This is a genomic window from Deinococcus pimensis DSM 21231, from assembly GCF_000519345.1.
Taxonomy (GTDB): Bacteria; Deinococcota; Deinococci; order Deinococcales; family Deinococcaceae; genus Deinococcus_A; species Deinococcus_A pimensis.
On sequence record NZ_KI912654.1, the window covers coordinates 24,424 to 41,313 of the forward strand.

The 16,890-nt window shown below is 71.0% G+C and carries 16 protein-coding genes; 10 read left to right on the forward strand and 6 right to left on the reverse strand.

Translation table 11 applies throughout. From position 1 onward, the window contains the following. Together DEIPI_RS31450 and DEIPI_RS0114895 are read right to left on the reverse strand one after the other, a co-directional pair. The coding region (locus DEIPI_RS31450) for a sugar ABC transporter ATP-binding protein (protein WP_045234419.1) at window positions 1-925 on the reverse strand (925 nt) is incomplete at its 3' end. After that, window positions 918-1,271 (reverse strand): L-rhamnose mutarotase, encoded by a 354-nt coding sequence (locus tag DEIPI_RS0114895; protein ID WP_027482285.1) that lies wholly within the window; start codon window positions 1,269-1,271, stop codon window positions 918-920. The genes DEIPI_RS31450 and DEIPI_RS0114895, both read right to left, overlap by 8 nt. Window positions 1,272-1,405: 134 nt before the next feature. On the opposite strand from DEIPI_RS0114895, the gene DEIPI_RS0114900 reads away from it, so the two are divergent. The 8 genes from DEIPI_RS0114900 to DEIPI_RS0114935 all read left to right on the forward strand — a co-directional run bounded on the left by DEIPI_RS0114900 (window position 1,406) and on the right by DEIPI_RS0114935 (window position 10,869). Continuing rightward, on the forward strand, window positions 1,406-2,188 hold the full coding sequence (locus DEIPI_RS0114900) for a DeoR/GlpR family DNA-binding transcription regulator (protein ID WP_027482286.1): 783 nt from the start codon (window positions 1,406-1,408) through the stop codon (window positions 2,186-2,188). After that, the gene (gene rhaI, locus DEIPI_RS0114905) at window positions 2,185-3,375 is read left to right on the forward strand and encodes an L-rhamnose isomerase (RefSeq protein ID WP_027482287.1); all 1,191 of its coding nucleotides are present in this window, start codon (window positions 2,185-2,187) and stop codon (window positions 3,373-3,375) included. The genes DEIPI_RS0114900 and rhaI overlap by 4 nt, the downstream gene beginning before the upstream one ends. 66 nt (window positions 3,376-3,441) lie before the next feature. After that, on the forward strand, window positions 3,442-5,532 hold the full coding sequence (locus DEIPI_RS0114910; RefSeq protein WP_084474323.1) for a bifunctional aldolase/short-chain dehydrogenase: 2,091 nt from the start codon (window positions 3,442-3,444) through the stop codon (window positions 5,530-5,532). Continuing rightward, window positions 5,522-7,012 carry a rhamnulokinase gene (locus DEIPI_RS0114915; RefSeq protein WP_027482289.1) on the forward strand — a complete coding sequence of 497 codons (1,491 nt, stop codon included), beginning with the start codon at window positions 5,522-5,524 and terminating at the stop codon, window positions 7,010-7,012. The genes DEIPI_RS0114910 and DEIPI_RS0114915 overlap by 11 nt, the downstream gene beginning before the upstream one ends. 16 nt (window positions 7,013-7,028) lie before the next feature. Beyond that, entirely contained in the window at window positions 7,029-7,772 is a 744-nt protein-coding gene (locus tag DEIPI_RS0114920) for a (Fe-S)-binding protein (protein WP_027482290.1), read from the forward strand. Further along, window positions 7,769-9,262, forward strand: a complete 1,494-nt coding sequence (locus tag DEIPI_RS0114925) for a lactate utilization protein B (RefSeq protein ID WP_027482291.1) — start codon at window positions 7,769-7,771, stop codon at window positions 9,260-9,262. Before DEIPI_RS0114920 ends, DEIPI_RS0114925 begins: the two co-directional genes overlap by 4 nt. Next, entirely contained in the window at window positions 9,259-9,894 is a 636-nt protein-coding gene (locus DEIPI_RS0114930) for a LutC/YkgG family protein (RefSeq protein WP_027482292.1), read from the forward strand. Before DEIPI_RS0114925 ends, DEIPI_RS0114930 begins: the two co-directional genes overlap by 4 nt. A gap of 75 nt (window positions 9,895-9,969) precedes the next feature. Then, window positions 9,970-10,869, forward strand: coding sequence for a hypothetical protein (locus tag DEIPI_RS0114935; protein WP_027482293.1), 900 nt, complete (start codon window positions 9,970-9,972; stop codon window positions 10,867-10,869). Window positions 10,870-10,920: 51 nt separating this feature from the next. Here DEIPI_RS0114935 and DEIPI_RS0114940 read toward each other — a convergent pair whose 3' ends face one another. The 4 genes from DEIPI_RS0114940 to DEIPI_RS0114955 all read right to left on the reverse strand — a co-directional run bounded on the left by DEIPI_RS0114940 (window position 10,921) and on the right by DEIPI_RS0114955 (window position 14,454). Next, entirely contained in the window at window positions 10,921-11,691 is a 771-nt protein-coding gene (locus DEIPI_RS0114940) for an ABC transporter substrate-binding protein (RefSeq protein ID WP_027482294.1), read from the reverse strand. Window positions 11,692-11,722: 31 nt separating this feature from the next. After that, a complete protein-coding gene (locus DEIPI_RS31455; RefSeq protein WP_052351751.1) occupies window positions 11,723-12,583 on the reverse strand; it encodes a PfkB family carbohydrate kinase in 861 nt (286 codons plus the stop codon). 1 nt (window position 12,584) lies between these two features. Then, complete coding sequence (locus DEIPI_RS0114950; RefSeq protein WP_084474326.1) at window positions 12,585-13,625, reverse strand: SIS domain-containing protein; 1,041 nt, start codon at window positions 13,623-13,625, stop codon at window positions 12,585-12,587. A gap of 67 nt (window positions 13,626-13,692) precedes the next feature. Then, window positions 13,693-14,454 (reverse strand): GntR family transcriptional regulator, encoded by a 762-nt coding sequence (locus DEIPI_RS0114955; protein ID WP_045234453.1) that lies wholly within the window; start codon window positions 14,452-14,454, stop codon window positions 13,693-13,695. 161 nt (window positions 14,455-14,615) lie between these two features. Here DEIPI_RS0114955 and DEIPI_RS0114960 point away from each other — a divergent pair, with 161 nt between their 5' ends. Together DEIPI_RS0114960 and DEIPI_RS0114965 are read left to right on the forward strand one after the other, a co-directional pair. Next, complete coding sequence (locus tag DEIPI_RS0114960) at window positions 14,616-15,254, forward strand: type IV toxin-antitoxin system AbiEi family antitoxin domain-containing protein (RefSeq protein ID WP_027482297.1); 639 nt, start codon at window positions 14,616-14,618, stop codon at window positions 15,252-15,254. Window positions 15,255-15,434: 180 nt separating this feature from the next. After that, window positions 15,435-16,157, forward strand: coding sequence for a nucleotidyl transferase AbiEii/AbiGii toxin family protein (locus DEIPI_RS0114965; RefSeq protein ID WP_245588579.1), 723 nt, complete (start codon window positions 15,435-15,437; stop codon window positions 16,155-16,157). Window positions 16,158-16,890: the final 733 nt, after the last annotated feature.

A 16,890-nucleotide genomic window follows, 5' to 3' on the forward strand; every position in this document is an offset into this window, starting at 1 on the left:
CGCCGCCGTCGCGCGGGTCCACGCCGAACACGGCGCGCGCGACCTCGCTACGGCCCGCGCCGACGAGTCCGGCGAGCCCGACGATCTCGCCCCGGCGGACGGTGAAGCTCACGTGGCGGAAGAAGCCCTTGCGGGTGAGGCCGCGCACGTCGAGGGCGGTGTCGCCGGGCCGCATGTCCGTGCGGGGGTAGAGTTCGCTGAGCTCGCGGCCCACCATGCCGCGCACCACGCTGTCCACGGTGTACTGCTTGGTGGGGCCGGAGCTCACCCAGCGGCCGTCGCGCATGATCGTGACGCGCTGGCACTCCACGAAGGCCTCCTCCAGCCGGTGCGTGATGAACAGCACGGCGGCGCCGCGCGCGCGCAGACCGCGCACGACGCGGAAGAGCCGCTCGGTCTCCTGTCCGGTGAGGGCGGCGGTGGGTTCGTCCATGATCAGGACGCGCGCCTGGAAGGAGAGCGCCTTGGCGATCTCGACGAGCTGCTGGTCGGCGATGCTGAGCCCCCGCACGACGCGGGCGGGGTCGAGGGGCACGCCGAGGTCGCGCAGGATGCCCGCGACGCGCTCGTGCATGGCGCGGTGGTCGATGCGTCCGCCGCGCAGGGGCTGGCGGCCCATCAGGACGTTCTCGGCGACGCTGAGGTCCGGGAAGAGGGTGGGTTCCTGGTAGATGATCGCGACGCCCGCGTCGCGCGCCTCGGCGGTGCCGCGGAAGGTGCGGGGCTGGCCGTCCACGAGGAGTTCGCCGCCGTCGGCGCGGTGCACCCCGGCGAGGATCTTGACGAGGGTGCTCTTGCCCGCGCCGTTCTCGCCGAGCAGGGCGTGCGCCTCGCCGCCGTAGAGGTCGAGGCCGACGTCCACGAGGGCGCGCACGGGACCGAAGCTCTTGCTGGCGTGACGCAGGGAGAGGATCGGTTCAGTCAAGGTGGAACACCTCCTCCAGGCGCAGGAAGCCCTCGTCGGGGTTCCGGCCGCCGAGGTCCTCGAAGAAGGGCGCCATCTCGGCCTGCCAGCGGGCGTTGACCTCGCGCTTCCCCATGCCGCTCAGGGCGGCGGCGAGGTCGGGCGTCTCGAAGTAGCCGACGAGCAGGCCGTCGTGGGCGAGGAAGAGGGAGTAGTTGTGCCAGCCGGTGTCGCGCAGGGCGGCCAGCATGTCGGGCCAGACGCTCGCGTGGCGGGCTCGGTACTCGTCGAGGCGGTCGGGCTTGACGCGCAGAAGGAAGCAGACACGCGTGAGGGCCGTCGCGGTGGGTTGGGTCGTGGGCTGCACGGGCGCCTCCTGGGCGGGTCGTGGAGGACCCCGTCGGGGTCGGGCTGGGTTGGGTCTTGGGAATATCTAACACCGCAGTGCGAAAAATTGCAAGCGCTTGAAAGATTGCGCTCGTTTGGTGTTAGATTGGCGGTATGGTCACCGAAGCCGCGAAGGTGGGCGCCGAACGCCAGCACCTCATCCTGCGCCGCGCCCTCGCGGAGCGCGTCGTCCGCATCAAGGACCTCGCCACCGAGCTCGGCGTGCACGAGATGACCGTCCGCCGCGACCTCGACGCCCTCGCCGAGCAGGGCTACCTCGAACGCGTCCACGGCGGCGCCCGCATCATCGACAAGACCAGCGAGGAGCTCAGCCACCAGCTGCGCGCCACGAAGGACACCGAGGCCAAGGACGCCATCGCCCGCGCCGCGCTCTCCCTCGTGCAGGACGGCGACGTCGTCGCGCTCGACGCCTCGACCACCGCCCTCGCGCTCGCCCGCGTGCTGCACGCCCGCAAGGTGAGCGCCATCGTCAGCGGCCTCGACGCCGCCAACGTCCTCGCCGCGAGCGGCGTGCCCTTCCTGATGATCGGCGGAAACTTCCACGCGCCCGCGCGCTCCTTCGTCGGGGCGTTCTTCACCGACACCGTCGCCCGCCTCCACCCCGACAAGGTGTTCTTCTCCGCCAAGGCCTTCCACCCGGACCTCGGCTTCACCGACCCGCACCTCCCCGAGGTCGGCGCGAAGCAGGCCCTCATCCGCGCGGGCGGCACGAGGGTCGCCCTGCTCGACGGCAGCAAGTTCGGCCGCCGCGCGCTCGCCACCATCGCCACCCTCGACGACGTGGACGTCATCGTCACCGACCGAGACCCCGACCCCGCCATCCGCGACGCCTGCGACACCGCCGACGTCCGGCTCGTCACCCAGGAGGACCAGTGAACACCGACGACCTCTTCGCCGCCCTCGACCGGCAACGCATCGAGACGCCCTCGTGGGGCTACGGCAACTCCGGCACGCGCTTCAAGACCTTCGCCGCGCCCGGTGCGGCCCGCGACGTCCACGAGAAGATCGAGGACGCCGCCGAGGTGCACCGCCTCACGGGCGTCGCGCCGAGCGTCGCGCTGCACATCCCCTGGGACGAGGTGAGCGACTACGCCGAACTGCGCCGCTTCGCCGAGCGCCGCGGGGTCACGCTCGGCGCGATCAACCCGAACGTCTTCCAGGACGACGAGTACAGGCTCGGCAGCGTCACCCACCCGGACCCGGCCGTGCGCGAGAAGGCCCTCGCGCACCTGCTCGAATGCGTGGAGATCATGCGCGAGACCGGCTCGCGCGACCTGTCGCTGTGGTTCGCGGACGGCACGAACTACGCCGGGCAGGACGACCTGCGCGCCCGCAAACGCCGACTGCGCGACGCCCTGCGCGTCGTCCACGACGCGCTGCCCGACGGCGCGCGGATGCTGCTGGAGTACAAGCTCTTCGAGCCCGCCTTCTACGCCACCGATTCCTTCGACTGGGGCGCGGCGCTCGCACATTGCGTCGCGGTCGGCGAGAAGGCGCAGGTGCTCGTGGACCTCGGGCACCACGCGCAGAGCGTGAACATCGAGCAGATCGTCGCGTTCCTCCTCGACGAGGGCCGCCTCGGCGGCTTCCACTTCAACGCGCGCCGCTACGCCGACGACGACCTCATCGTCGGCACCACCAACCCCTTCGAGCTCTACTGCATCTACGCCGAGCTCGTGGCCGCCGAGCAGGACGCGGACGACACGGTGAGCGGCACCGCCCGGAACGTGGCGTACATGATCGACCAGAGCCACAACATCGAACCGAAGGTCGAGGCGATGATCCAGTCCGTCCTCAACTGCCAGGAGGCCTACGCGAAGGCCCTGCTGATCGACCGCGAACGCCTCGCGGAGGCGCAGTCGCGCGGCGACGTGCTGGAGGCGCACCGCGTGTTCACCGACGCCTTCCGGACCGACGTGCGGCCCCTGCTGCGCGACTGGCGCCGCGAGCGCGGCCTCCCCGAGGAGCCCATCCACGCGCACCGCGCGAGCGGCTACCAGGAGAAGGTGGCCCGCGAGCGCGGCACCGCCGCCGCGGGAGGCGGCTTTCCCGTCAAGCGCTGACCCCCACGGGACCCGAGTGCCCGCGTCCCCACCGCACGCCGCCGCCTCACCCTCAAGGAGCACCCCATGACATCGACCGAACCCCGCACCACCTCCCTGCCCGAGAACCGCTGGAACGACGTCGAGGCGCCCACCTCGGACGGGCTCGCGGCCCTCACGTACCGCTCGCGCCTGCTCGGCGCGGACCGCACGCTCGTCAACATCTACGGTGGGAACACCAGCACGAAGAGCGTCGAGCAGGACCACCTCGGGCGCGACGTGACGGTGCTGTGGGTCAAGGGCTCCGGCAGCGACGTCGCCACCATCACGGAGAAGGGGTTCGCGGGCCTGAAGCTCGACGAGGTGCTGCCCCTCATGGAACGCGAGGCGATGACGGACGAGGAGATGACCGCGTACCTGGAACGCACCGTCTTCGAGCCCGGTCGCCCGCGCCAGTCCATCGAGACGCTCCTGCACGCCTTCGTGCCCGCGAAGCACGTGGACCACACGCATCCGGACGCCGTGATCTCCATCGCCTGCGCTCCGGACGGCGAGCGGATCATGCGCGAGATCTGGGGTGACCGCGCCGCGTGGGTGCCGTACATCCGCCCCGGTTTCACCCTCTCGAAGAGAATCGGGGAGGCCGTGCGGAACAACCCCGGCCTGGAGTGCGTGGTAATGGGCAAGCACGGCCTCGTCACCTGGGGCGACACGGCCCGCGAGTCCTACGAGAACACCCTGCGGGTCGTCGGGGAGGCGCAGGCGTACCTCGACGCGCGCCGCGAGGCCGAACCCTTCGGCGGGCCGGCCGTGGAGAGCGTGGACGAGGGAACGCGCGAACGGCTCCTCGCGCGTCTGCTGCCCGTCCTGCGCGGCGCGGCGCGCGGTGAGCGGCCCGTGATCCTCTCCGTGGACACGAGCGCCGAGGTGATGGAGTTCGTCAATTCGCGCGGCGCGCGTGACCTCTCGCAGGTGGGCGCGGCCTGCCCGGACCACCTCGTGCACACCAAGCGCGTGCCGCTCTACCTCGACTGGACGCCCCAGGAGGGCGAGGACGCGCTCGTGGAGAAGGCCCGCGCGGGCGCCCTGACCTTCCGGGAGGAATACGAGCGCTACTTCGAGGCCCACCGGGGCGAGGGCGACCGCATGTTCTCCCCCGCCCCGCGCGTCATCCTCGTTCCCGGCGTCGGCATGATCAACTCCGGCCCCGACGCGCAGGGCGCGGACGTCAGCCGTCAGCTGTACCTGCGCGCCATCACGGTGATGAGGGGCGCCACGAGCCTCGGCGGCTTCGTGAGCCTCACCCCCGAGGAGAGCTACGCCGTGGAGTACTGGCCGCTCGAACTCTACAAGCTCGCGCAGAAACCCGCCCCCAGGGTCCTCGACGGTCACGTGGCGCTCGTCACGGGCGCCGCGAGCGGCATCGGCCGCGCCATCGCCCGCAGGCTCGCGCGGGACGGCGCGCACGTCGTCATCGCCGACCTCAACGCCGAGGGCGGCGCCGAGGTCGCCCGCGAGATCACGGCGGAGCGTGGGTACCGCCGCGCCACGAGCGTCCCCATGAACGTCACCGCCGAGGAGCAGGTGCAGGGCGCGTACACGCACACCGTCCTGAACTACGGCGGCGTGGACGTCGTCGTGAACAACGCGGGCATCGCGTCGAGCGCGCCGATCGAGGACACCAGCCTGGAGATGTGGAACCGCAATCAGAGCATCCTCTCCACCGGGTACTTCCTCGTGGCGCGCGAGGCGTTCCGCGTGATGAAGGCGCAGGGCACGGGCGGCAACCTCGTGTTCGTCGGCAGCAAGAACTCGCTGGCCGCCGGGAAGAACGCCGCCGCGTACAGCGCCGCGAAGGCCGCCGAGGTGCACCTCGCCCGCTGCCTCGCCGAGGAGGGCGGCGCGCTCGGCATCCGCGTGAACTCCGTCCTGCCCGACAGCGTCCTCTCCGGCTCCGCCATCTGGGACGGCAAGTGGCGAGCGGAGCGCGCCGCCACGTACGGCATCCGCGAGGATCAGCTCGAGGAGTTCTACCGTCAGCGCAACACCCTCAAGGTGAACATCCTGCCGGAGGACATCGCGGAGGCCGTGCTGTTCTTCGCGACGCCCGCCGCGAGCAAGACCACGGGCGGCATCCTCACCGTGGACGGCGGGGTGCCGATCGCGTATGTCCGCTGACGTCACAGGGCCTGAAGTCACCCGGCACGTCGCCATCGACCTCGGCGCGTCGAGCGGGCGCGTCGCGCTCGGCACCGTGGAAGGCGGCAGGCTCACGGTGGAGGTGCTGCACCGCTTCCCGAACGGGGGCGTGCGCGCGGGGGGCGGGCTGTACTGGGACGTGCTGGGCCTGTGGCGCGAGGTGCTCCAGGGTCTGCGTCTCGCCGCGCGGGCGGGGCACGTCGACAGCGTCGGCGTGGACTCCTGGGCGGTGGACTACGCCCTGCTCGACGAGCACGACCTCCCCCTCGACGGCGTCCACCACTACCGCGACGAGCGCACGGACGGCGTGATGGAGGACGTGCTGCGCACCCTGCCGCGCGACGCCCTGTACGAGTTCACCGGCATCCAGTTCCTGCCTTTCAACACGGCGTACCAGCTCGTCGCGCACGAGCGGCGCGCGCCGGGCCTGCTCGCACGCGCCCGCACGCTGCTGCTCGTGCCGGACCTGCTGAACTTCTGGCTCTCGGGGCGCAGGGTCACGGAGCTCACGAACGCCAGCACCACGCAGCTGCACGACCCGCGCCGGGGCGGCTGGTCCGAGCCCGTCGCGCGCGCCCTGGGCGTCCCGCTCGGTCTGCTGCCCGGGGTGGTGCCGCCCGGCACGGTCCTCGGGGAGGTCATACCGGAGGTGGCGCGCGAGACGGGCCTGCGCGGTACCCTCGTCGTGGCACCCGCCACGCACGACACCGCGAGCGCCGTCGCCGCCGTGCCCGCGCGGGGGGACGGCTGGGCGTACGTGTCGAGCGGCACGTGGTCCCTCGTGGGCGTCGAGACTTCGGAGCCCGTCGTGACACCCCGGGCCCTCGCGTTCAACCTCACGAACGAGGCGGGCGTGCACGGCACCACGCGCCTCCTGAAGAACGTGATGGGCCTGTGGATCGTGCAGGAGTGCCGCCGCGCCTGGGACGACGTGGACTTCGCGGAACTCTACGACCTCGCGGCCCGCCTGCCCCACGGCGGACCCCTGATCGACCCGGACGACGGGCGCTTCCTGCATCCCGGCACCGACATGCCCGCGCGCGTCCAGGCCTTCTGCGCGGAAACCCTGCAGGACGTGCCGCGCACCCCCGCCGAGATCACCCGCTGCGTCCTCGACAGCCTCGCCTTCCGCACCGCCGAGGTGCTCTCCGAGCTCGAGGCGGTCACGGGCCGCGCGATCCGTACGGTCCACGTCGTGGGCGGCGGCTCGCAGATCGAACTGCTCAACGGCCTCATCGCGGACGTCTCGGGCCGCACGGTGATCGCCGGGCCCGTCGAGGCGACCCTCATGGGCAACCTGCTCGTGCAGGCCGAGGCGCTCGGCGCGGTAGAACGGGGACGGGTCCGTGACCTCGTCCGCTCGTCCTCGTCGCTCGTCACCTTCGAGCCGCGACGCGAGGTGCCCGCCCGCGACCTCGACCGTTTCGCCCGACTGCGGGCCGCCGCCACGCCGTCCTGAACCCCCGGGAGTCCCCTTGCGAATCGACCTGTTCATCACCTGCCTCAACGACGCGCTCTTCCCCCGCACGGGCGAGGCGACGGCGCGTCTGCTCGAACGGCTCGGGCACGAGGTGACCTTCGACGAGAACCAGACCTGCTGCGGGCAGATGCACGTCAACAGCGGCTACCGCAGGGAGGCGCTGCCGCTCGTGCGGCGCTTCGTCGACACCTTCCGGGACGCGGACGTGGTCGTGGCGCCGAGCGGGTCGTGCGTCGGCATGGTCCGCGACCTCTACCCCCGCGTGGCCGAGTGGGAAGGTGACCACGCCCTGCTGGAGGACGTGCGCGCCGTCCTCCCGAAGGTGTTCGAGCTCAGCGAGTTCCTCGTGAGGCACCTCGGGGTGGAGGACGTCGGCGCGTACTACCCGCACCGCGTCACGTACCACCAGACCTGCCACGCGATGCGCGTCCTGCGCGTCGGGGACGCGCCCCTGCGGCTGCTGAGCAACGTGCGGGGGCTCAACCTCGTGGAGCTGCCCGCCGTGGACCAGTGCTGCGGCTTCGGAGGGACCTTCAGCGTGAAGAACGCCGACACCAGCACCGCCATGCTCGCCGACAAGGTCGCGAGCGTCATGAGCACCGGCGCCGAGGCCTGCACCGCCGGGGACAACTCGTGCCTCATGCACATCGGCGGGGGCCTGTCGCGGCTGCGGAGCGGCACGCGCGTGGTGCACCTCGCGGAGATCCTCGCGAGCACCGAGCACGAGGTCTACGCATGAGCGCGGGCGGCATCCGTCCCGCGCGGACCTTCCAGAAGGCCGCGAAGGTCACGCTCGCGAACGCGCAGATGCGCCGCAACCTGCGCCACGCCACCACCACCATCCGCGAGAAGCGCCTCAGGGCCGTCGCGGAGCTTCCCGACTGGGAGGCGCTGCGGGGCGAGGGCGCCGACCTCAAGGACTTCGCCATGGCGAATCTCGGGGACCTGCTGCTGGACCTGGAGGCCGCCGTGACCTCACGCGGCGGGCAGGTGCACTGGGCCCGCGACGCCGAGGAGGCGCGCGAGATCGTCGCGCGGATCGCCACGTCACACGGCGCGCGCGAGGTCATCAAGGTCAAGAGCATCAGCACGGACGAGATCGAGCTCAACGCGGCCCTGGAGCGGCATGGCGTCCATGCCGTCGAGACGGACCTCGCGGAGCTCATCGTGCAGCTCGCCGAGGACCGCCCCAGCCACATCCTCGTGCCCGCCATCCACAGGAACCGCGCGGAGATCCGCGACCTGTTCCGCCGCAGGCTCGGCGCGGAGCTGCTCACGGACGACCCGAAGGCCCTCGCGGAGGCCGCGCGTGTGTACCTGCGGGGGAAGTTCCTCACGACGAAGGTGGCCGTGTCGGGCGCGAACTTCGCGGTGGCGGAGAGCGGCACCGTCTGCGTGGTGGAGTCCGAGGGCAACGGCCGCATGTGCGTCACGATGCCGGACGTGCTCGTGACCGTGATGGGCATCGAGAAGGTCCTGCCCACCTGGCAGGACGTCGCGGTGTTCCTGCGCCTGCTGCCGCGCAGCAGCACCGCCGAGCGGATGAACCCCTACACGAGCTTCTGGAGCGGCGTCCGCGAGGGCGACGGCCCGAGGGAGTTCCACCTCGTGCTGCTCGACGGCGGCCGCACGGAGGTCCTCGCGGACGAGGTGGGCCGTCAGACGCTGCGCTGCATCCGCTGCTCCGCGTGCCTCAACGTCTGCCCCGTGTACGAACGCGCGGGCGGGCACGCGTACGGCAGCGTGTACCCCGGCCCGATCGGGGCGATCCTGACGCCGCAACTGCTGCACCTGGAGGACGCGAACGCCAACACCCTCCCCTGGGCGAGCAGCCTGTGCGGCGCGTGCTACGACGCGTGCCCGGTCAGGATCGACATCCCGGAGGTGCTGCTGTACCTGCGCGGCAGAATCAACGAGGAGAAACCGCTGAACGCGGAGGCGGTGGCGTTCCGTTCGGCGGCGTGGGTGATGAGCGAACCGCACCGTTTCGAGGGCGCCATCAAGCTCGCGCGGACCGGGCAGGGTCCCCTCGTGCGGGACGGCGCGATCCACGCGCTGCCGGGCCTGCTGGGCGGCTGGACGGACTCGCGCGACCTGCCCGCCTTCCCCCGGCAGTCCTTCCGGGAGTGGTGGCGAACGCGGCCCGCGCCCACCGAGCGCCCCGACGACGGGAACGCGGGGCTCGGCGAGGGCGAGCTCCTCGCGCCCGAACGGGAGGACACCCGATGAGCACCGAATCGGAAGCCCGGCTGGAGATCCTCACCCGCATCGCGCGCGCGGGCGCGAGGGCGGACCCCTCGTTCCGGCGTGCCCCGGTCACGCCGGGCGCGCGGGCGCGCGAGGTGGTGGTGGAGCAGTTCGCGGAGTTCGCGGCGGAGTACCGCGCGAGCGTCACGCGGGTGGACGCGGCGGACGTGGCGCGCGCCGTGGCCGAACTGCTCGCCCGGCGCGGCAGCGTGCGCGTGGTCGTGCCGTCCGACCTCCCGGACGACCTGCTCGGCGCCTTGCCCGCGCTCCGCGACGAGGGCCTCGACACGGCCGCCCTCGACCGGATGCAGGCGGTCGTCACGACCTGCGCCGTGGCGGTCGCGGAGACCGGCACGGTCGTGCTGGACCACGGGCCCGGTCAGGGGCGGCGCGCGCTGACGCTCGTGCCCGACCATCACGTGTGCGTCATTCGCGAGTCGCAGGTGGTGGACGGTGTACCCGAGGCGGTCGCGAGCCTGCGCGGAAGCGTCCTCGCGGGACGTCCGCTGACGTGGATCAGCGGGCCGAGCGCCACGTCCGACATCGAGCTCAGCCGCGTGGAGGGCGTGCACGGTCCCCGCGTGCTCGACCTCGTGCTGGTCCGCGACGTCTGAGCGCGGAGCTGTTCGTTCGAGCCATCCGCGTGCCATTCCCTCGCGGCTACCCTCCGGTCAGCGAGGGAGGACGATATGAACGCACACCTGAAGTGGATGGCGGTACTGATCCTGGGAATGAGCCTGGCCGCGTGCGGCGAGCCGCTGGACCCGCCGACGGACGGCGGCGGCGGGGGAAACGTGGGGGGCGGGGCGGGCAGCGGCGGCAGCGTACCGAGCGCCCTGCAGGGCGAGTGGCACGCCGGGCAGGCGTCCCCGATCGGCTACTACGACCCGTCGAGCGGCGCGTGGCAGGGCGCGAACGGCACGAGCTTCATCCTCAAGCTCCGCGCGGACGGCACGTACGACTTCACCGGCCTGATGGTGACGGGGAGCGGCAGCTGCCAGAGCAAAATCCTCAGTACCGAGACGGGCCGCGCGACCGTGGACGGGGACAAGATGACGCTCACGCCGACCCGGGGCGACGTGCAGTCCACGGTGTGCGGCGGACCCGTCAACCACGCGGACGTCACGCCGTCCACGAAGCGCTGGGCGCTCAGCGTGGACGACTACGGCAAGGAGACGCTGTTCACGAACAACCTCCAGAACGACCTGCGCAGCGACATGTTCTACCGCACGGACCGGACGCCGCCGACGTACCCGAAGATCGGCATCCAGGGCACGGTGAAGGCGCCCGCCGGGCAGAGCGTCGCCGGGACCCTGGTGATCGCGTGCTACAAGAACGACCCGCAGTGCCTGAGCCCCGCGCGCAAGATGGTGACGGCGACGGGCAGCGGCGACACCGGCACCTTCAGCTTCCCCGCGCTCGACGACCGCGACTACTTCCTGCAGGCCATCCGGGACGTGGACGGCGACGGGAAGCTGGGCTCGGGCGACCTCGTGGACATCTACAGCACGAACGACGCGCCCGGCCCGATTCCCGCCGTGCGTCCGCCCGCGACGGGCGTGCAGGTCGATCTCGTCGTGGTGAAGTAGCGCTCCCCGCACGAACGCGCGGCCCGGAGCGGGGCCGCGCGTCGAGCGTTCTCAGGGGCAGCGCACGTCCTGCCCGAAGTACTTGCGGCTGAGCTTCTCGTAGGTGCCGTCGGCCATGAGCTTCGCGAGCGCGCCGTTCACGGCGTTCAGGAGTTCCGTGTTGCCCTTGTGGACGGCCATGCCGATCCGTTCGGGAAAGATGACGTCTCCGATCTGGAGCTTGCCCGGCATGGTCCTCGCGACGTCGATGGCGTTGAAGCGGTCGAGGACCATGGTGTCGGCCCGCTTGACGAGAACGGCGGTGAGCTGGTCGCTGGTGGTGGGCAGTGTCTTGATGTCCTTCAGCCCGGGGAGCTTCTGGGCGTACTGGAGGTAGGAGGTGTTCACGCCGAGCGTGACGACCTTGCCCCTGAGGTCCGCGAGCTTGCGTGGGCCGCCGGGAAGGGAGACGAGCACCCCGCCGGAGCAGTAGTGCGGATTGGTGAAGTCGACGGCCTTCAGGCGTTCGGGCGTGATGCCGTGGCTGGCGATGACGAGGTCGTACTTGTTCTGCTGCAGGCCGATCAGGAGGCTCTCGAAGACGATGGTGGTCCACTGCGGCTTCAGGCCGAGCTGTTTCGCGACGGCGTCGCCGAGTTCCACCTCGAAGCCCGTGAGGGTCTTGCCCTTGTAGTAGTTGAAGGGGGCGTAGCCGCCTTCCGTGGCGAGGTGCAGCACACCGGCGCGGCGGGCCTCGGCGAGGGTGGCGGCGCTCGCGACGGAGGACCCGAGGGTGACGGCGGCGACGAGCAGCGTGAATCGGTGGAGCGTCGGTCGGTTCATGGGTCCTCCTGGGCGCGGGCGCGCGTTCGGCTCAGCGGGTGTCGGCGGGCGAGGGGCGTTCGGGTCCGCCCGCGGGGTGCGACTCGGGGATGGGGGCGCCGTGCCCGAACGCGCCGCGGACGGCGCAGTTGCGGGCGGCCTCGTGCGCTCCGGCGCTCAGCGCGGAGGGTACGTCGCGCGTGGGTGTCCACACGCCGAGGAAGCCCGCGATGAACGCGTCACCCGCGCCGAGCGTGTCCACGACGTCGGCGGGTTCGGCGGCCTGGGTGTGGATCCGCCCGTCGGAGAGGGCGAGGGCGCCGCGCTCGCCGCGCGTGACGATCACGACGCCCGTGCCGAGGGCGGCGACGCTCCGGGCGAGGTTTACGCAGGCGTCCTCGTCGAGATCGGCGGCAGAGAGGAACGCCACGTCGAGCAGGGGCGCGGTGGCGCGCAGGTCCTCGTCGGTCCACTCGGAGGAGAAGTCGTGAGTGAGCAGGGGCGCGGCCTTCCGGACGGCGCTCAGGTGGGGCCCGAGGCCGGAGTAGAGGCTGGTGTGCGTGAGTTCGTGCGCGCCGATCCAGGCGTGGTCCTCGGGGCCGAGGTCCCAGGCCCGCGAGACGCCCGCGTCGCTCCCGTCGAAGGTGCGGTCGTTCTCGTGGTGGACGACCCGCGACCACGAGGTGGGTCCGGGCACGCGGCGGCAGCGGGAGACGTCCACGCCCTCGGCGCGCAGGGCGCCGAGGATGAGGTCGCCGGGGGCGTCGGTGCCGAGCACGCCGAGGTAGCTCGCTTCGTGCCCGAGGCGGGCGGTGAGGGCGGCGACGTTCACGGCGTTCCCACCGGGGTACATGGTGCCGCTCGTGACGTACAGGTCGGCGGTGTTGTCTCCGAGTCCGAGGAGGCGGCGCACGTCAGTACTCGGTGACCCACATGTAGCGGCGGGTGTCGAGGTGGTGGCCGTGCAGTTCGGAGAGGTGCTCGGCGAAGCGGTTGAGCGCGGCCTGCAGCACGAAGGGCGCGACGATGGGTCGGATGTCCGGGTGGACGCCCGTCATGGGGTGGTCGCGCGAGTCGTAGATCATGAGGCGCCCGGTGTGGCGGCGGCAGAAGTCCACGGCGCGTTCGGTGAGGGGTCGGCTGGGGTCCTCGCCGAGGAGCAGCATGACGGGCGTGTTCGCGTCGAGGATCTCGAAGGGGCCGTGGAACCACTCGGCGGCGTCGAAGGGGACGCTGTGCATCCACTGCATCTCCATCAGCATGCACACGCCGAAGACCCAGGCGGTGGCGGACATCGGGCCGGACGCGAGGTGGTAGAGGACGTGGTCGTCACGGTAGGCGAGGGCGTCCTGGCGGGCGCGGTCGTCGTTCAGCCGGGCGGACTCCACGAGGACGTCCGGCAGGGCGTCGAGGGAGCTCAGCAGCGCGGGGAGGTGCGGCCAGCCGTCGCGGGCGTGCATGAGGCCGCCGACGAGCGCGGCGAGCACGATGAACATGCCGCTGTGGGCCTGCTCGGTGTCGCCCAGGAGGAGGGCCTGTGGGACCTCGCGGGCGAGGGGAGCCTCCTCGGTGCTGGTGACGGCGAGGACCCGGCAGGGGCGGTCCCGCAGGAAGCGGGCGGCTTCGACGGTCTCGCGGGTGGTGCCGGACTTGGAGCCCAGCACGACGAGGGTGCGTTCGTCGAGGGCGGGGTCGATGGCCATGAACTCGGCGGGGAAGTAGCGGCGGACCTGCAGGCTGCTGCGGGCATGGTCGAGCCAGTATTCGAGGGTCTGCATGACGCGGTTGGGGGCGCCGGGACTGACGAAGAAGACGCGGTCGATCTCGTGCGCGAGGGCCTGCCCGAGCCGGGCGGCGTCGTCCTTGGTACGGAGGCTGCGCTGCAGGCCGTCGGTGATGCGGGCGTGGTCGATGGGGGCCGCGCGGACGGCGGTCGGTTCGGGACGACTGGTCATGCTCACCTCTTGGTTCTTGGTATATACCAACTCTGCGCCGAAGGACCGACAAAGTCAAGCGCCGTCCTCACCCCTGCTCGCCACCCCGTCCCTCCCCGATCCGGAACACCACCAGCTGCGGGTGGTTCACGGACTTCAGGTACTCGAACGCCCGCCCCTCCACGTCCCGCACCACCGAACGGTACAGCAGCACCGCGTGACCCTCCGGCAACCCCAGCGCGCGCGCCTCGGCCGGCGTCGCGACCGACACGCCGATGGAGCTGTCCCCCGACGCGGCCCGCACGTCGAAGCGCGCCTCCAGCACCCCGTACAGCGACCCGTTGCCCGCCAGGTCCTCCGCCGCGAGCCCCGGCACGCGCGCCTCCGGCAGATAGCTCGTCTCCAGGCAGAAGGGCACGTCGTTCACGAGCCGCAGGCGGCGCAGCACCACCACCGCGCTACCCACGGGCACCTCCAGCCGCGCCGCCACCTTCGCGGGCGCGGGCGACACCGAGAAGTCCAGCAGCCGTCCCCCCGCCCGTCCGCCCGTCGCCGCGACCATCTGCGTGATGCTGTGCAGACGCGGATCGTTGAGCACGCGGCTCACGCGCGGCTCGCTCACGCGGGTGCCGCTCGTCGAGTCGCGCTCCAGGAGGCCCATCCGCACGAGGTTGTCCATCGCGCGGCGCACCGTCATGCGGCTCACCCCGAGCTGCTCCGCGAGCTCCCGCTCCGACGGCACCCGGTCGCCCGGCGCGTACTCGGGCCCCTCGATCATCTCCTGAAGCGCCCGCTGCACCTGCAGGTACCTCGGCGCGAACGTGGACAGCGGACCCTGCGTCTTCGTCATCAGGACCAGCATGGCGCCTGAAGCGCGGGAATGGTAGCGCTCACGCCTCCGGAAGCATGGAATCGGACAAGAACGCACGTGGCGAGGAGACATTGTCAGAGCCACGATTGTTCCGAAGTCTCGGTGATGCAGTAAAGTACTCCTACACCTTGGAACACTCGATGACGACATCCACGAACGCTCACCGAATCCTCGACCTGTTCCATCGCGGGGGCGGCTACCTCACCACCTCCGAGGTCGACGCGGCGCGCCTGCCACGCGTCGCCCTCACACGACTCGCGCGGCAAGGTGTCATCACGCGCGTCGAACGCGGCGTGTACCGTCTCAGCGACCTGCACGATCTGCCCACGACGTTCGCCGAAGCGACCGACCTGTTGGAAGTGCAGTTGCGCTACCCCTTTGCCAGGCCGTGCCTCATCAGCGCCCTGCATCTCCACGGCCTCACCACCACACGCCCGGCACGGCTGCAACTCGCGGTACCTGCCCATCGACACGCGCTCCCCGGCGGCGACGTTCCCACCGAGACGTTCTACTTCCACACGAAGTACTACGACGCCGGACGATGCGAGGTGGACGTCGGAGGGCGCGCCCTGACCACCTACACGCCCGAGAAGACCATCCTCGATCTCCTCCGCTTCTCCGCGAAGCTCGGACGGGACGTTTACCTCGAAGGCCTCAAGAACTACCTCAAGCGCGGACGGACAGGAGCGAGCAGACTGACGCGCACCGCGAACGAACTCGGCCTGAGCGGACGGCTCAGCCGTGACCTGGAGGTACTGCTGCATGACCAGGACCGCTAACTCGACCGCGATCCTTGATCGCCTTCAACACCTGAGACGCACGACCTATCCCAACATCCCGCCAAACACCATGCTGCTGTTGTACGCACAGCAGGGCTTTCTTGCTCGGCTGCAAGCCTCCACTTACGCTGGGCAATTCGTCCTCAAAGTTACGCTGGGCAATTCGTCCTCAAAGGCGCGCTGAGCCTCTTCGCACGCTACAGGGAAGCGGCACGTCCCACCCAGGACATCGACCTCGCCGCGTCGGGTCTCCCCAACACTGAAGACGCGGTGGCGAACATTCTGCAGGCGGTCTGCGTCCTGCCCTTCGGAGACGGACTGACGTTCGACCCCTCGCTTGTCCGCACCTCCGTCATCAACGAAGCGTTCGACTACCCGGGCGTCACCGGACGTGTCCGCGCCGCTCTCGGTCCATCCCAGGTGGACCTCCTACTCGACGTCTCGTTCGGCAACGTCATCACGCCCGGTCCGGTCACGCTTACTTTTCCTCCTCTGCTGCTCGACGAGGCGGTACGGATCGTGGTGTACCCCCTTGAAACCATCGTCACCGAAAAGTTCGCGGCGCTTGTGGAGATCGGCGCGGCAACGACGCGTATGAAGGACCTGTACGACCTGCACGCCATCCTGACCCGTGAATCGTTCGACGCGGCGTTGCTGCGTGAAGCGCTTCACCGCTCTTTCGCCGCGCGAGGCACACCGCAAGAGGCCGTGACGGACATCCTGTCCGAGACGTTCGCCCAGAACTCCAACTTGGACACACGCTTTAGACAGTACCTGCGCCGAACCGGTCTGAGCGCACCATCGTGGCAAGCGGTGATGACGATCATTGGCGCGTTCTACGGTCCGGTCCTGCTCGACGACCTCCGTGGAGGAACGTGGGACGGCGTTGCCTGGAGGCCGTGAGGCCAGCCACATGTAAAATTTCGTGACACCGCTTTGCGCGTCCTCGGCATTCGACGAATGAAAGACCGGGTATCCGGTCATTCCAGACGCCGCACCCCGATCCACGTCAGCGCGGACGCCGCGAGGACCACCGCGAAGGCCGCCGTGAAGGCCGTGGAGAGCGGCACGACCCGCGCGACGAGCGCGCCCGCCGCGCCCGCCGCGACGGCCGTCATGAGCACCTCCACGTTCGCCATCTGCCCCGAGAGGCGCCCCGCCGCCGCGCCGCGCACGCTGGAGAGCATCAGGAGGCTGTTGCTGTTGTACCCGACGCCCATCCCGAGGCACGCGACGAGCCAGCCCGCGTAGGCGCACTCGAGGGGCAGGAGACCCAGGGCGGAGACGGCCGTCACGAGAACGCCCAGCGTGACCGCGACCATGCCCGCCCGGACCCGCGCGACCCTCGACGCCTCCCCGAAGCGGACTTCGAGGCGGGACTGCAGCACCGACCCGAGCGTCCACGTGACGCCGCCGACGCTGACGAGCGCGCCCGCCGCCGTGAGGCTCAGGCCGCGCAGTTCCGTCACGGCGAGCGGCAGGAACGTGTTCGCGCCGAGCACCGTGAACGCCGCGAGGCCCCGCACCATCAGCGCGCACGGCAGCCCACCCCCCAGACGCCACATGCCGCGCGGGAANAGCGAGCGTGACGACAGCGCGACCGTCGCGGCGCCCGCCAGGACGAGCAGCGCGGCCT

What these genes read in the sequence shown, in the direction of transcription:
- DEIPI_RS0114940 (WP_027482294.1), bottom strand. Translation starts at nt 11,691, where the DNA reads ATGAACCGACCGACGCTCCACCGATTCACGCTGCTCGTCGCCGCCGTC.
- DEIPI_RS0114925 (WP_027482291.1), top strand. Translation starts at nt 7,769, where the DNA reads ATGAGCGCGGGCGGCATCCGTCCCGCGCGGACCTTCCAGAAGGCCGCG.
- DEIPI_RS0114915 (WP_027482289.1), top strand. Translation starts at nt 5,522, where the DNA reads ATGTCCGCTGACGTCACAGGGCCTGAAGTCACCCGGCACGTCGCCATC.
- DEIPI_RS0114910 (WP_084474323.1), top strand. Translation starts at nt 3,442, where the DNA reads ATGACATCGACCGAACCCCGCACCACCTCCCTGCCCGAGAACCGCTGG.
- DEIPI_RS0114960 (WP_027482297.1), top strand. Translation starts at nt 14,616, where the DNA reads ATGACGACATCCACGAACGCTCACCGAATCCTCGACCTGTTCCATCGC.
- DEIPI_RS0114950 (WP_084474326.1), bottom strand. Translation starts at nt 13,625, where the DNA reads ATGACCAGTCGTCCCGAACCGACCGCCGTCCGCGCGGCCCCCATCGAC.
- DEIPI_RS0114930 (WP_027482292.1), top strand. Translation starts at nt 9,259, where the DNA reads ATGAGCACCGAATCGGAAGCCCGGCTGGAGATCCTCACCCGCATCGCG.
- DEIPI_RS0114935 (WP_027482293.1), top strand. Translation starts at nt 9,970, where the DNA reads ATGAACGCACACCTGAAGTGGATGGCGGTACTGATCCTGGGAATGAGC.
- DEIPI_RS0114955 (WP_045234453.1), bottom strand. Translation starts at nt 14,454, where the DNA reads ATGACGAAGACGCAGGGTCCGCTGTCCACGTTCGCGCCGAGGTACCTG.
- DEIPI_RS0114900 (WP_027482286.1), top strand. Translation starts at nt 1,406, where the DNA reads ATGGTCACCGAAGCCGCGAAGGTGGGCGCCGAACGCCAGCACCTCATC.